A 13,790-nucleotide genomic window follows, 5' to 3' on the forward strand; every position below is an offset into this window, starting at 1 on the left:
AAAGATGGCAGAAAAAGTTTTAATTTTAGGTGCCGCTAGTCAAATTAGTCAGTATTTAATTCCTGATTTATTGGAACAAACGGATGCTAAGTTAACGTTATTTGCTCGTAATGGTAATCGTCGTTTGAAAAAATTTCAAAATAAAGCCGGAATCATTGATGGTGACTGGAATAATACTGAAGAATTAGTAGCTGCTTTAAAAGGACAAGATTTAGTTTATTTGGCTACGGTTCCTAATACATCGGTATCGAAAAAAATTGTTGCCGCAATGAAACAAGCTAGTGTTAAACGTTTGATCGCAGCCGGTGGACTAGGAATCTTCGATGAAGTTGCCGGAAAATTTGGTGAATGGAATGCGCGAATGATTGGCGATTATACAGATATAAAAGAAGCATCATTTACGTTGTGTGACCCAGATTTAGATGTAACATTTTTGAGAATGTCTTGGTTATATGATCAAGACAATAATACAAAATATGAAATTGTTCCCGAAGGTCAGCCTTACAAGGGGACTCAAGTAACACGTCAGGCAGTGGCACAATTGATTACTGATATTGTTAAAAAGCCATCGCTATATAGTCAACAAAATATCGGTGTAGTTGAGCCCAATACTGAGTGGGACAAACCATCGTTTTATTAGAAGAGGTAGTTTATGATTAAAGATAAAGTTGTTGTAATTACAGGTGCATCAAGTGGTATCGGTGAAGCCACAGCTAAATTATTAGCCAAGAATGGTGCTAAAGTAGTTCTTGGTGCTCGCCGTGAAAACCGTTTGCAAGCAATTGTTGACGATATTAAAAAAGCCGGTGGACAAGCTGCTTATAAAGTAACTGATGTTCGAGATGCAAAGGAAGTTTCCGATTTAGTATCACTCGCAAAATCAGAATTTGGTGGACTAGATGTTATTTTTAATAATGCCGGTATCATGCCAAGTTCACCTATCAGTGCTTTACACACAGAAGAGTGGAATAACATGATTGACATTAATATTAAGGGTGTCTTGAATGGTGTTGCCGCAGTTATGCCTGATTTTGTGAAGAATAAGCAAGGTCATATTATTACAACCTCATCTGTTGCCGGAATTAAGAGTTTTGCGGGTGCAGGTGTATACGGTGCTACTAAATTTGCAGTTCGTAATTTAATGGAAGTTATTCGAATGGAAAGTGCGCAAGAGGGTACTAATATTCGGACGACTACGTTATATCCAGCTGCAATAAATACTGAACTTTTGCATACAATTACGGATGCAGATACAAAGAAAAATATGAATGCGTTCTATGAACAAGTTGGTATTTCTCCAGAAGCCATTGCTCGTGTGGTTAATTTTGCCGTCGATCAACCCGCTGATGTTAACGTTAATGAGTTCACTATTTATCCAACAAAACAAATGTAACTTATAATACAAAATTTTAGACCGTGAAAATGGTCTATTTTTTTTACACTTTTTTTACATTAAATAGATTATATATATACATCACGTCTCCATAATATAAACGTAATATAAGCAATGACTTATTTGGAGGGATTAGATAATGTCTACAGTATTAACGAATATTACCAAGAGCTACGATTCAGAAAAACCGGTGTTGAACGATATTAATGCCGAAATTCAAACAGGGGAATTCTTTGTAATCGTCGGTCCATCAGGCTGCGGTAAGAGTACACTGTTACGAATGATTGCTGGTTTAACACAAATCAGTGATGGTGAAATCAGAATCAACGATAAAGTTGTCAATGACTTGCCACCTAAGGATCGTAATCTAACAATGGTATTCCAAAGTTACGCGCTCTTCCCATTTTTAAATGTTTGGGACAACGTTGCTTTTGGATTAAAAGCCAGAAAAAATACTTCTCAAGCTGAAATTGAAAAACGTGTTAATGAAGCTTTGAAGATGGTTAATCTTGAAAGTCTCAAGGATAGAAAACCTCGTGAACTTTCTGGTGGTCAAAGACAACGTGTTGCTTTGGCTCGTGCCGTTGCTAGTGATGCCAAGATTTGTTTAATGGATGAACCACTATCTAACCTTGATGCTCAATTAAGAATTAAAATGCGTCAAGAAATTTATGCACTTCAAAGAAAACTTGGTTTAACACTGATTTATGTTACTCATGATCAAGTTGAAGCTATGACTATGGCAGACCACATTATGGTTTTACATGATTCCAAAGTTCAACAAATTGGTACACCTGCTGAAATTTACAAGTATCCAGCCAATGAATTTGTTGCTAGTTTCTTTGGAGTTCCACCAATCAATATTTTACCGGCTGTAAAAGTTTCCAACGGTAGAATCAATGTTAACAATGATTTTGAAGTGAATATTGATCAACAAGTTCCAGCTGATAATTTCAAGGTCGGAATCAGACCTAATGAGTTGGTAATTGAACAAGCTGATGAGTTGCATGCTAATGCCTCAGTTAAATCAATTGAATTTTTGGGTGATGAGAAGATTGTCTATGCCAAGATGAGTAATAATGGTTTGGAAGTTGCCGTAGAAGTTTCCAGTGACGCTGATTTCAAGGCCTATGACACTATTAAGGTTTCAGCTACTGAAAAAGTCTTGTTATTCAATGGTGACGGGGTGAACATTACTAGAAATGCGGAGGATGTAGTCAATGCTTAAGACTTCGACAACTGACGCTATTCCGGATAAAAAGGTTAATGCCACACATCGCCACAGCTTTCGGTTAAATGCGAAGGATAAATATTATGCAGCTGTTTTCTTAGGTCCATCTTTATTAGTATTGGGATTGTTTGTTTTTTATCCCATGCTCAAAACGCTTTATATCAGTCTTTTTTTAACTAATACACTTGGTAATACTACGGTTTATGTAGGGCTAGGGAATTATGTTAACTTGATTTCTTCACCAGATTTTATTTCTAGTTTGTTTGTGACGTTATTTTATGTTTTTGCGGTAACATTTTTTACCGTAGCTTTAGGATTACTACTAGCTAACTTGGCTAGTCAAAAATTACCTGGAATAGCTATTTTTAGAACACTCTATTCAGTTACTATGGGTGTTTCAGTGGCTGTTGCTGCTATTTTCTGGCTCTTCATTTTCAATCCTTCTACAGGTTTCTTCGCACTCATGAGCAGTTGGTTTAACTTACCAGTTATGAATTGGTTAACTAATCCTACTAGTGCTATGTGGGCTGTTATTATTACAACAGTTTGGATGAATCTTGGATTTACTTTTTTGATTTTGTTAGGTGCTATCCAATCAGTTCCAAATACTTTGTATGAAGCTGCTGATGTTGAAGGAGCTTCATCAAATTTCCAATTTTTCCATATTACAATTCCAATGATTTCACCAACACTATTTTTCGTTTCTACGATTACTATCATTGGCTCATTTAAGAGTTTCGGTTTAATTGATATGATCACCAAGGGTGGTCCTACAAACGCTACTAATATGTTAGTTTATCGAATTTATAAAGATGCCTTTTACAGTGGAAATTATTCTAAATCAAGTGCAGAAGCTATCATTTTGACAGTGATTATTGCCTTCTTCACGTTGCTTCAATTTAAATTCCTCGAAAAGAAGGTGAACTACTAATGCAAAGTCTTGATGAGAGAACTGTTTTAAAGCGTGTTTTTAGTTATGTTCTAATGGCCATACTTGCTGTAATCATCTTGGCACCATTTTTTATTGGAATTTGGACTAGTTTTTTGCCAACAATGGAGATTGCTAAAGGTAATATGTTTAGTACCAATGTTTCACTTGATAATTATGTAGCTGCATTTACAAGAACACCGATTTTACGTTATCTCGGTAATACGGTTGTTATTGCTGCAGTTACGATGATTGCACAATTAATTTTTTGTTCAATGAGTGCGTATGCTTTCGTATTTCTCAAGTTTAGATTTAGAAAAACTTTCTTCACATTGTTCCTAGTTACAATGATGTTGCCTTTCGAAGCAGAAATCATTCCTAACTTTGCGACAATCAAACAAATGGGTTTACTAGATCACTTTGGAGCTTTGATTATTCCGTTTCTAACATCAGCCTTCGGTACATTCATGCTTCGTCAGTCATTTATGCAAACACCAGCCGAATTGAAAGAAGCTTCAGATATTGAAGGATTGAATCACTTCCAATTTTACTGGAAAATAGTTTTGCCATATAACAAGATCAGTATGATTACATTAGGTGCCTATAGTTTCTTGGGTGCCTGGAATCAATATCTCTGGCCAATGTTGACAACATTCAGTAATAACTCTCGTGTTATTCAAAATGGTTTGAAACAATTGAAGTCAGAGGAAACTTTTAATGACTGGGGAATGATTCAAGCTAGTGCTGCCATTATCGTTATTCCAACGATTATTGTGCTTTTCATTGGTCAACATTACTTCAAGTCCGGTATGAATGAGGGGGCAGTTAAATAATGTCAAAATATAAAAAATTAGCGTTGCCGTTGATTTTAGTTTTGGGGATTGTCTTAATTGCCGTCTTTGGTAAGGCTCTTTCAGCTAAATCTGCGGTTAAAGATAATCGAACAGAGGTAGTTTTCTGGCATGAAATGGGTGGTCCTTCTGAACAAGCTTTGGTAAAAGTGGTTGATGGTTTTAACAAATCACAAAATAAATACAAAGTTGTTCCTAAGTATCAAGGATCATATGATGAAGCGATTCAAAAGATTCTTCAAACTCACAATACAAGTACATCACCAGCAGTTTTCCAAGCATTTGATATTTCAACTGCTCAAATGTTACACAGTGGTTATACAACACCAGTTCAAAACTTCATTGATGAAGATAAGTATGATGTAAGCAAGATTTCGGCGGTTGCTAGAGCTTTCTACGCCAATGATGGTAAGCAACAAGCTATGCCATTCAATACTTCTCAACCGGTCTTGTATTTCAATGCATCCCTATTAGAAAAATACGGAATCACACCACCTCCAGTTTCACCTTCATATAGTGACATCACTCGTGTTGCCAAAGAATTATACGAGAAGTCAGGTCACAAAGTTAAAGGTATGACTGTTCAAGTTTATGGTTGGTTCCTAGAACAAGCTTTAGCTAATGCCAACAGACAATTGGCTAACAATAATGATGGTCACACTGGTAACCCAACAAAGGTTAATGTCAACAACCCTGATACAGTAGAATTTTTGAACTGGATCAAAGAAAATATTAAAGCTGGAGATTTCATTGATTATGGTTCAGGTGCTAATGCCGGAGCCAACCAAACTGCTGGTTTCCTTTCTGATAAGGTCGGAATCTTCATTCAATCATCAGCAAGTATGGGTCAGTTAAGTAAGAGTAATAAGAACAAACTGGGCATCACATACTTCCCACATCCTGATGGCAAAAAAGCTAACGGTGTTTCTATTGGTGGAGCAGCTCTTTGGATTTCAAATGACAAGCCTAAGGACGTCCAACGTGGAGCCTTTGAATTTATCAAGTATACATTGAAGCCAGAAGTACAAGCTCAATGGCAAAAGTCTACGGGTTACTTAGCCCTTAACAAAGATTCACAAAAAACTGATATCCTCAAGGAGCTATATGCCAAAAACCCTGAGTCAAAAGTACCAGGAGAACAGTTAGCTCATGCCAAGGCTAACTTCTCTAACTCTGGTATTTTGATGGAAGGTATGCAATTAACTCGTCAATTAGAGGAAGTTGCTATGGAAACCGTTTATAATGGCGGTGATATTAAAACAGCTCTCAATACAGCTGATAAAAATATTAACGATAATTTAACACAGTTGAATAAGGCAAACGGATTTAAGTAGGGTTTCCGCCTCCGGGTTCCAGCAACGATAGTCTGCTGTGCGGACCGGCGTGAGCCAAGGTCTCACACCTCGACTTTGAGCTTTGCAAAAAGCGCAAATCTCAAAGTTCGTCCTGTAGCGTAAGAACGGAAAATCACCGTCCTAACGCTACTTGCACTGTTGACTTGTTTTTGATTTAGATAGTACAATTAATTATTTTTAAAGCATTTGTATTAATCATCAAATATTAAAACTAAAAAAATGAGTTGTATCACACTTAATCATTCTCTTAAGTGTGGTACAACTCATTTTTTGTAATTGGTTTTAATTAAAAATTTAATTAAAAATCTTAATTCATAAGAAATTATTCTGACCATCATAAGTAAATTAGTCGGAAGGGCTGAGAATATTAACCTGCTATGGATGTGGCGTTACGGCTTCAGCCGTTACACCACCGGGCGAATTTGGAGACTTACCGTTCTTTGGTAAGTCTTCAAATCGAGGTTCGAGACCGCTCTTTGGCTCGGACCGGTCCGCATAGCAGGTGAATATTCTCAGCCCTGAAGACGGCAAATTTCTAATTAAATCTAAGGCCCCAAAAAAAATTAGGAGGAATGATTTTTTTGATAGTGCCTTAAATTAAATAAGTTTGGTGGTAATGCTTGTAAGAAAGTGATGCCTAGAATCAACAAGGCTCCAGCTAATTCCGCTGCACTGACATGTGTTTTCAAAACGGTTACTGCCAAAAATGTAGCTGTCAATGGTTCAAAGGCGCTCAACATCCCGGTGGTTGCTGGGGTTAAGTAGTTGAGACTTTGTAAATAGAACAGATATGAAAACATTGTCCCACCGGTGACAATGAAGATGATGCAGATCCAAGCTGTCGGTGTCAATGTGGGTACATGACTCAAGTTGGCGAAGGGTGCAAAGACGATGCCTCCTAACAACATTGACCAACCAGTTACGATTCTGGCATCGAAGCGTTTCAATAATTCTCGTGGTAGCAATGTATAAGATGCTTGACTAATACCTGCTCCAACACCCCATAAAACGGCTGCAGGTGATAACATTAACTGATTAATGTGTCCGTGCGTTACTAATAGAAAAGTCCCTAACAAGGCTAAGAAAATGGAAATTATATCAATTCTTCGAGGTAGCTGTAGTTTTCGTAATGAGATATATAAAATAATGAATAATGGTCCTAGAAATTGTAAAACTGTTGCAGTAGGCGCATTGCCATATTTAATGGCCATAAAATATGTGTACTGAGCTGGTAACATTCCCAAAAGTCCAAATGCCAACAATTGTATGATGTAACGTGGTTTCTTTAAGATTGCAAATAATTCTTTGGAATCAACGAAGTAGCACCAAATAACCAACATCAAACCAGCAAAAATCAAGCGAATGCCTACGATCCACTGTGTAGGGATGCTTTCCTGCGTAAATAAATATTGGGCAATACTTCCAGAGAATCCCCAAAGAACAGGACCAGCAATCGCATAGAAGAAGCCCTTTTGTTTGTCTGTCATAAAAAATCTCCCCCAAGACATGTTAAATATCATGCTAACACTGATGTTAACGTTCAAGCAAAAAAATATTTTGTACTGTATAATTCGATTTATATAGGAGGGAAGCTTATGCTCAAAATCCAAGATATTAGTAAAAATTTCGGATCATTGCAAGCTTTAAAGGATGTCTCATTTGATGTTGCTGACGGTCAAATTATGGGGTTAATTGGTCAAAATGGTGCCGGAAAATCAACGACATTTCACAGTATTCTGAATTTTCTCAATTATCAGGGGACTATCACGTGGAATGATCAGGCGATAACCGAACCAGTTTTTGATGAAATTGGTTATTTGCCAGAAGAGCGTAGTTTGATGCCAAAGTTGACAGTTGAGCAACAGATTGTTTATTTGGCACGACTGAAGAATCAGCCAGCAAAGAAAATTCGGCCACAGATCGATAACTGGTTAGAACGTTTTGCGGTTAAAGGAAATAAGAAGGATAAGATTAAGAGCCTATCAAAAGGTAATCAGCAGAAGGTTCAGCTAATCTGTACGTTGATTCATAATCCAAAGTTAATCATTTTAGATGAGCCGTTCAGTGGACTTGACCCAGTCAACGCCGACTTGTTGAAGCAAGCTATTTTGACAGCCAAAGAACAAGGAGCTGCCATTATTTTTTCCAGTCACGATATGGAAAACGTTGAAGAATTGTGTGACAAGTTAGTTATGTTGCGCAATGGACAAGTCATTTTACATGGAACAGTCAGAGAAGTTCGGCAATCATTTGGGAAAACTAGAATTTTAGTTACAACCAATTGGACGAAAGAACAGTTGGAAAAATTGCCTCACATCATTAAGGTTGAGCGTCACGAGGAACAACGATATCTTTTGAGTCTGGACGACGAAACAGCTGGTGAAGCGATTTTTGATGAGTTGACACAAGGTAAATATATTGAAGAATTTAGTCAACAACCACCAACTTTGGATGAAATATTCCGTTTGAAAGCAGGTGAAAAAGATGAATAAACTTTGGATCGTTACTCTGGAAACATTTTTGCGACAAGTTAAGTCGTGGAGTTTTGTCCTACTGATTTTGGGACCGTTCTTGATGTTTGGCATATCAATTGGCGCTGGTTATTTGGGTGCAAGTGGTAGTGCAAGCAGTGATGAAATTGCGGTAATCAGTGCACAGGCACAGTTACGCAAGAGTTTTATTACGAGTGACAAGGACGATGTTAATAAATCAATCACCGACAAGCAGACCGCCATAAAAAAAATGAATAATGACAAATTGGCCGGCTATCTAGAATTGAAAGTTTCTGCCGGAAAAATTAGTGGTCATTATACCGGAACAAGTTCATTGGCAACTGGTACCAAATCACGGATCAATAGTTATTTGATGCAGGCACAGCAACAACTGAATCTTGCCAACGCTCAATTAACAGCCAGTCAAATTAAGAGTTTACAACAACAGCCAACTTTAAAAGAGACTGTTCATAAAAAGACCGGGACGGCTAATATAGCCAAGAAAATTTCATTCTGGATTACAGTTATCATGGTTTACATGATTCTGAATACCTACACGTCAATTACAGCTCAGGAAATTGCTTCTGAAAAAGGTACCAAGATTATGGAAATTATTTTTTCCAGTACGACAGCATTCAAGTACTTCTTAGGAAAAATTCTCGGAGTATTATTAGTGATTTTGGCACAAGTCATGGTATATCTAGTTGGAGGATGGGGTGCGTATATATTTGCCCAGAATTCATCATTGACTAAGCCATTCATGAGTCAATATCACTCAATGATCACGTCAGTATTGAAGAACCTTTTGAGTATCAATTTAGTTTATTTATTATTAGGAGTAGTGATTTATACAATTTTAGCTGCCTTTTCAGGTGCGTTGGTAGCCAAGTCAGAAGATGCTCCTAAAGCCGCTCAGCCAGTAATAATGTTGAATTTGGCGGCGTTCTTCGTAACATTTCCATTCCAAAATAATCTCGATTCAATGGTAGTAAAAGTTTTATCATATATCCCATTTTTCTCATCGTATTTTATGCCGCTACGAATTATCAACAACAACGCCTCAGCTCTCGATATCGTGTTGTCAATTGTAATTCTGACATTAAGTATTTTCTTGTTGGCCGGATATATTGGAAAAATCTATCAAGGATTAATGTTACAGACCGATGATTCTGGATTCTGGAAGAGATTTAAGAGGGGACTTTCATATAATAAATAGTTGCCGTCTCCAGAGCTGAGAAATATTTACCTGCTATGCGGACCGATTCGAGCCTGAGAGGCGGTCTCGAATCTCGGTTTGAAGGCTTTCCATAGACCGGAAAGTCTCCAAACTCGCCCGGTGGTGTAACGGCTAAAGCCGTAACGCCACACCCACAGCCGGTAAATATTCTCAGCTCTTCCGACTAATTTCTCGTTAGTAAAAAAGTATATGATTCAATTCCGATGAAATATGATTTGGGAATTTTTAAAAGTAGAATATTACCCAGTAAGCATATTAGGTAATGTTCAGAGGGACTAAAGCAATAACAGTATTTCTAATGTTCCGTTGTCAGAAATACATTAGCCGGAGGATGCCAGAAGATTGTACCAGCAATGAAGGTATTATGAGGGCGATAGCCCTTATAATACGGACGAATTTTGAGATTCGCGGTTTTTGCGAAGCTCAAAATCGAGGTGAGAGACCTTGGCTCGAACCGGTCCCATAGCAGGTACAATCTTCTGGCATCCTCCGGCGGCCCCCCAAAAAAATAAATACCATTATATTTGCATATTAAATTGCATTTATAGTGGTATTTTTTATACAAAATGTCTATAAAAGCGTTTTACTTGCAGGTATACTCCAGATATAAAGGGAAGGGGTATTAAATATATGTCTGCAAAACAGAATCAACATGAGGGTTTCAGAAGTAGTCAAAGGTTATTTTTACTAGGAGTGACTACTTTCGGTGCAATGTTAGTTTTTGTAAGCTCGTCGACTGTAGTTCGGGCTAGCGAGACTGATGAGACAGTTTCCACAAGTACGAAAAATACTGATATGGTAACAAAGGATTCAACCGATCCTGGCATCAAAGAAACAAATGAGCCTGTAACAGACGATACTAGTGATGCCAGCAAGGTGAGTGCCCAATACCTAGTACAGGCATCTTCCGACACTTCAGCTTCTGATAAAACACCAACAGATTCCATCGAGACTAAATCAACTAAGGCGGTGACGACGACTATCGGTAATTCAGTTGAGGATACCCAGACTTATCAAGCGATTCAAAAAACTACCGACACAATGAATACCAGTCAAGTTAATATTGACCAAGCATATTTTGGATTGGCCGGGGATAAAGTGGTCGACAAACAATTGGCAAACATGGATGCAACGACAGCAGCAAAATTGAATGACGACGGTTATTTGATCAAGAGTGGCATAGTTAATAATAAGAAAACGTTGGTCGTTCAAGGAAAAGATACCACGGGATTATTTTATGGTATCAATCATCTAAACAATCTAATCGCTGAAAAATCTGATTTATCCAAAGCTAATATTTCCGAATCACCCCAGATGTCAATTCGTGGTGTAATTGAAGGATTTTATGGCGAACCATGGTCACAACAGGCTCGCAAAGATCTGTTTAAATTCATGGGTGATCATAAGATGAATGTTTATATTTACTCACCTAAAGATGATGATTACTTGCGGAAAAATTGGAAAGAACTTTATCCACAGGAAAAACTCGATCAAATCAAGGATTTGATTGTGTCAGCTAAAAAGAATCATGTTCAATTTGTCTATACCTTATCACCTGGTAATGACATCACATATTCTAGTAAAGAAGACTTCGATAAGACGGTTGCCAAGTTAAATCAATTGAAGTCAATCGGAGTAACACAGTTTTATATTGCTCTGGATGATATTCCTTTGGGGATGACAGATGCCGATGCAGCAATTTTTAAAAATCATCCGACAACTAATTATCCCAATAATCCTTGGTCAGGATTGGCAGATGTCCAAGCCTTTTATGTTAACAAGGTTCAACAAGATTACATCAAGAAAAATAATTTACCGGATCTTTGGTTAGTGCCAACGAATTACAACGGTTCCAAGCAGGATCCTTTCAAAGAAGCTCAGGGTGAAGCACTAGATAAAGACATTCATTTGCAATGGACTGGTGAAGGAGTTTTTTCAGGCGACATAACTAATGAATCGGTCGAACAGGCTAAGAAGACATATCATACCGACCACATTTTTATTTGGGATAACTTTCCAGTAAATGATTCTGATCAGGAACGTTTGTATCTTAATCCCATAAGAAGTAGAAGTAAGAAGCTTTATCAAATTATGGATGGTTTTACAAGTAATCCGATGGTACAGCCATATGCTTCATGGATCGGATTATCTAGTTATGGAGATTACATGTGGAATGCGGATAAATATAATCCGGATGCTAATTTACAAGCAACGATTCGTGAACTTGCTGGCGATGAACCGGAAGTTATTGTTGCCATGCAACAGTTCGTTGATTTGAATCAATATTGGAATTATGCAATTGAAGAAGATCAGACACATGCGCCAATTCTTTCAAGTTTCATAAATAAATTTGAACAAGCGGAATACGGTACGCCAGCCTATCAAGAGGCCAAAAATGGTTTGCTAGACCGTTTGAATATCATCAGCAACTTGCCAACGACATTGCAGAAGCTGAAGACAAGTGGATTTTACAATGATTCCTTGCCATGGATAAATGCCGCTGGTCACTGGGGGAAAGCGATGATTGCTGGTGTGGAAATCATGGATGCAATCAAGAGTAATCAGACTGACAATTTGAACGCTAATTTCAGCACTCTTAATGAACAAGTGGAATTAGCTAATGAAAAATCTTTGCCAGATAATCGGACTGGAAAGCCTGAATTGGTACTGACACCAACGGTTGGAGATGGTTTATTTGAAAGGTTCATCGCCAAAGCCAATCAAGCAGTTGATGGATATTTAGGAACAAAAGCTTTAATTGCTGGTACAACTCAAGTTGCTAGTGAAGCCACAACTAATATCCCACAAAATGGTGACTATGCTCCTAGCAATATGAATGACAATGATCTTAATACGAAATTTTGGAGTAATCGTAGTGTCAAAACAGGTGATACAATTGCCGTAGATTTGAAAGAAACCCAAGAAATTCAAAGAATCAACATCCATCAAGGTGTTTCAGATGATGCGACATCAGGTGATATTTTTAAAACAGCTACGATATATGCCGGAAATTCAGCTGACGGAAGCGATAAAGTCGCCATCGGTGAAGTGATGCCAACGGGAAATTATCAATTAGATTTAAATCAGCCTATTAAGGCTAGATATATCTTCATCACAGCGACAAGTAATTCAGACAATTGGCTTCAAATTAGAAATATTTCTGTTTTCGGCAAGACAGGATTGAGTATCAATAATATCCAAGCAACCGATAATTCCAGTTCTAAAGCCATGTTCGATGGAACGGTTAAAACAGCATTCACTGGGACATTAACTAATGATCAAACAACTGGAACAATTGAACAGACTTTTGAAGCAACCGATGCCAAATCAGTTTATCTAGCAGGAAAAGTGAGCGGGACTATCTACGTCCATCAAAATAACAAATGGCAAGAATTAGGACGAGCTGAAAGTAATCAGTCATTAAATAATTTAAAAGTTGAGAGCAGCTCGATTGACGGCATTAAGCTGGTAATCGATAGTAATACTTCAGATTTTGTAATTAATGAATTTGGATTGAGTAATAAATAATTATTTAAATATTTCTCGATTGTTTTGACTAGCGTCTCCTTAGTAACTAAAGGTTGAAAGTTAGTTAAATATGCCGTTTCCAGAGCCGAGAGTATTCATATGCTGCGCGGTACGATTCGAGCCAAAAGGCGGTCTCGAATCTCGGTTGAAGCCTTACCAAAAACCGGTAAGTCTCCAACACGCCCGGTGGTGTAAGGACTAAAGTCCTAACGCCACTTTCGCGGCAAATGAATACTCTCAGCTCTTCCAACTAGTTTATTTTAATAGACGTAACAATAAAACTAAGACTTCTGACTTATTTAAATGAATAGCTCTAGTCCATTGCTATATTATTTTTTCACCTTTCAATTTTTAACTGAAGAGTATTAGGACGCTTGACAGTTTATAATTTGGTATAATCATTGTTTACAATTTGTCGACTACTTGTATAAAAGCCAACTTCTCTTATTAACTGAAGTTGGCTTTTTTCCATCTTATTTATTTTTTAGCAAATGATATAAATACCTATGAAAAAGTCCACATTTGCGGCAACTCTAGGTGTAATAAATCTTAAAGAAGAATCGCAAATATGAACTTAAGCAATTGCATATCTAATTTTAATTAAATAAAACAGTCGTAATCAGCTGGGATTTGAAGTGGATTCTACAATTTGTTTACTAACTGAAGGTTGAAAGGCGAAAAAGTGATATATACATTGCTGTGACAGTCCTAGATTCAATTTATTTAAACAGCAAAAGAGCTCAATTGGACATTTTTATTATAAAAAAAACTAGTT

The 13,790-nt window shown here is 37.3% G+C and carries 10 protein-coding genes; 9 read left to right on the forward strand and 1 reads right to left on the reverse strand.

The features are described 5' to 3' along the window. Positions 1-4: 4 nt before the first annotated feature. From FFM71_RS06425 to FFM71_RS06450, 6 genes are all read left to right on the forward strand, one after another. Positions 5-640: an NAD(P)H-binding protein gene (locus FFM71_RS06425; protein WP_137611349.1), complete on the forward strand. Its 636-nt coding sequence runs from the start codon at positions 5-7 to the stop codon at positions 638-640. A 12-nt stretch (positions 641-652) separates the two neighbouring features. Beyond that, complete coding sequence (locus FFM71_RS06430) at positions 653-1,393, forward strand: SDR family oxidoreductase (RefSeq protein WP_137611350.1); 741 nt, start codon at positions 653-655, stop codon at positions 1,391-1,393. Positions 1,394-1,532: 139 nt separating this feature from the next. Beyond that, on the forward strand, positions 1,533-2,621 hold the full coding sequence (locus FFM71_RS06435; RefSeq protein WP_137611351.1) for an ABC transporter ATP-binding protein: 1,089 nt from the start codon (positions 1,533-1,535) through the stop codon (positions 2,619-2,621). Next, positions 2,614-3,555 carry a carbohydrate ABC transporter permease gene (locus FFM71_RS06440; protein ID WP_137611352.1) on the forward strand — a complete coding sequence of 314 codons (942 nt, stop codon included), beginning with the start codon at positions 2,614-2,616 and terminating at the stop codon, positions 3,553-3,555. The genes FFM71_RS06435 and FFM71_RS06440 overlap by 8 nt, the downstream gene beginning before the upstream one ends. Beyond that, the gene (locus FFM71_RS06445; RefSeq protein WP_137611353.1) at positions 3,555-4,385 is read left to right on the forward strand and encodes a carbohydrate ABC transporter permease; all 831 of its coding nucleotides are present in this window, start codon (positions 3,555-3,557) and stop codon (positions 4,383-4,385) included. Before FFM71_RS06440 ends, FFM71_RS06445 begins: the two co-directional genes overlap by 1 nt. Next, positions 4,385-5,737, forward strand: a complete 1,353-nt coding sequence (locus tag FFM71_RS06450) for an ABC transporter substrate-binding protein (protein ID WP_137611354.1) — start codon at positions 4,385-4,387, stop codon at positions 5,735-5,737. The genes FFM71_RS06445 and FFM71_RS06450 overlap by 1 nt, the downstream gene beginning before the upstream one ends. 584 nt (positions 5,738-6,321) lie before the next feature. On the opposite strand, the gene FFM71_RS06455 is transcribed toward FFM71_RS06450, so the two are convergent. Next, complete coding sequence (locus FFM71_RS06455) at positions 6,322-7,245, reverse strand: DMT family transporter (protein ID WP_137611355.1); 924 nt, start codon at positions 7,243-7,245, stop codon at positions 6,322-6,324. A gap of 108 nt (positions 7,246-7,353) precedes the next feature. On the opposite strand from FFM71_RS06455, the gene FFM71_RS06460 reads away from it, so the two are divergent. The 3 genes from FFM71_RS06460 (at position 7,354) to FFM71_RS06470 (ending at position 13,015) form a co-directional block, all read left to right on the forward strand. Next, positions 7,354-8,250, forward strand: a complete 897-nt coding sequence (locus FFM71_RS06460) for an ABC transporter ATP-binding protein (protein WP_137611356.1) — start codon at positions 7,354-7,356, stop codon at positions 8,248-8,250. Beyond that, positions 8,243-9,466: an ABC transporter permease gene (locus FFM71_RS06465; protein ID WP_137611357.1), complete on the forward strand. Its 1,224-nt coding sequence runs from the start codon at positions 8,243-8,245 to the stop codon at positions 9,464-9,466. Before FFM71_RS06460 ends, FFM71_RS06465 begins: the two co-directional genes overlap by 8 nt. Positions 9,467-10,117: 651 nt before the next feature. Further along, positions 10,118-13,015 carry a glycoside hydrolase family 84 protein gene (locus tag FFM71_RS06470; RefSeq protein ID WP_137611358.1) on the forward strand — a complete coding sequence of 966 codons (2,898 nt, stop codon included), beginning with the start codon at positions 10,118-10,120 and terminating at the stop codon, positions 13,013-13,015. Positions 13,016-13,790: the final 775 nt, after the last annotated feature.

Origin of the sequence: Companilactobacillus huachuanensis (assembly GCF_005404815.1) — a bacterium.
Taxonomy (GTDB): domain Bacteria; phylum Bacillota; class Bacilli; order Lactobacillales; family Lactobacillaceae; genus Companilactobacillus; species Companilactobacillus huachuanensis.

What these genes read in the sequence shown, in the direction of transcription:
- FFM71_RS06435 (WP_137611351.1), top strand. Translation starts at nt 1,533, where the DNA reads ATGTCTACAGTATTAACGAATATTACCAAGAGCTACGATTCAGAAAAA.
- FFM71_RS06425 (WP_137611349.1), top strand. Translation starts at nt 5, where the DNA reads ATGGCAGAAAAAGTTTTAATTTTAGGTGCCGCTAGTCAAATTAGTCAG.
- FFM71_RS06450 (WP_137611354.1), top strand. Translation starts at nt 4,385, where the DNA reads ATGTCAAAATATAAAAAATTAGCGTTGCCGTTGATTTTAGTTTTGGGG.
- FFM71_RS06430 (WP_137611350.1), top strand. Translation starts at nt 653, where the DNA reads ATGATTAAAGATAAAGTTGTTGTAATTACAGGTGCATCAAGTGGTATC.
- FFM71_RS06470 (WP_137611358.1), top strand. Translation starts at nt 10,118, where the DNA reads ATGTCTGCAAAACAGAATCAACATGAGGGTTTCAGAAGTAGTCAAAGG.
- FFM71_RS06440 (WP_137611352.1), top strand. Translation starts at nt 2,614, where the DNA reads ATGCTTAAGACTTCGACAACTGACGCTATTCCGGATAAAAAGGTTAAT.
- FFM71_RS06445 (WP_137611353.1), top strand. Translation starts at nt 3,555, where the DNA reads ATGCAAAGTCTTGATGAGAGAACTGTTTTAAAGCGTGTTTTTAGTTAT.
- FFM71_RS06460 (WP_137611356.1), top strand. Translation starts at nt 7,354, where the DNA reads ATGCTCAAAATCCAAGATATTAGTAAAAATTTCGGATCATTGCAAGCT.
- FFM71_RS06465 (WP_137611357.1), top strand. Translation starts at nt 8,243, where the DNA reads ATGAATAAACTTTGGATCGTTACTCTGGAAACATTTTTGCGACAAGTT.
- FFM71_RS06455 (WP_137611355.1), bottom strand. Translation starts at nt 7,245, where the DNA reads ATGACAGACAAACAAAAGGGCTTCTTCTATGCGATTGCTGGTCCTGTT.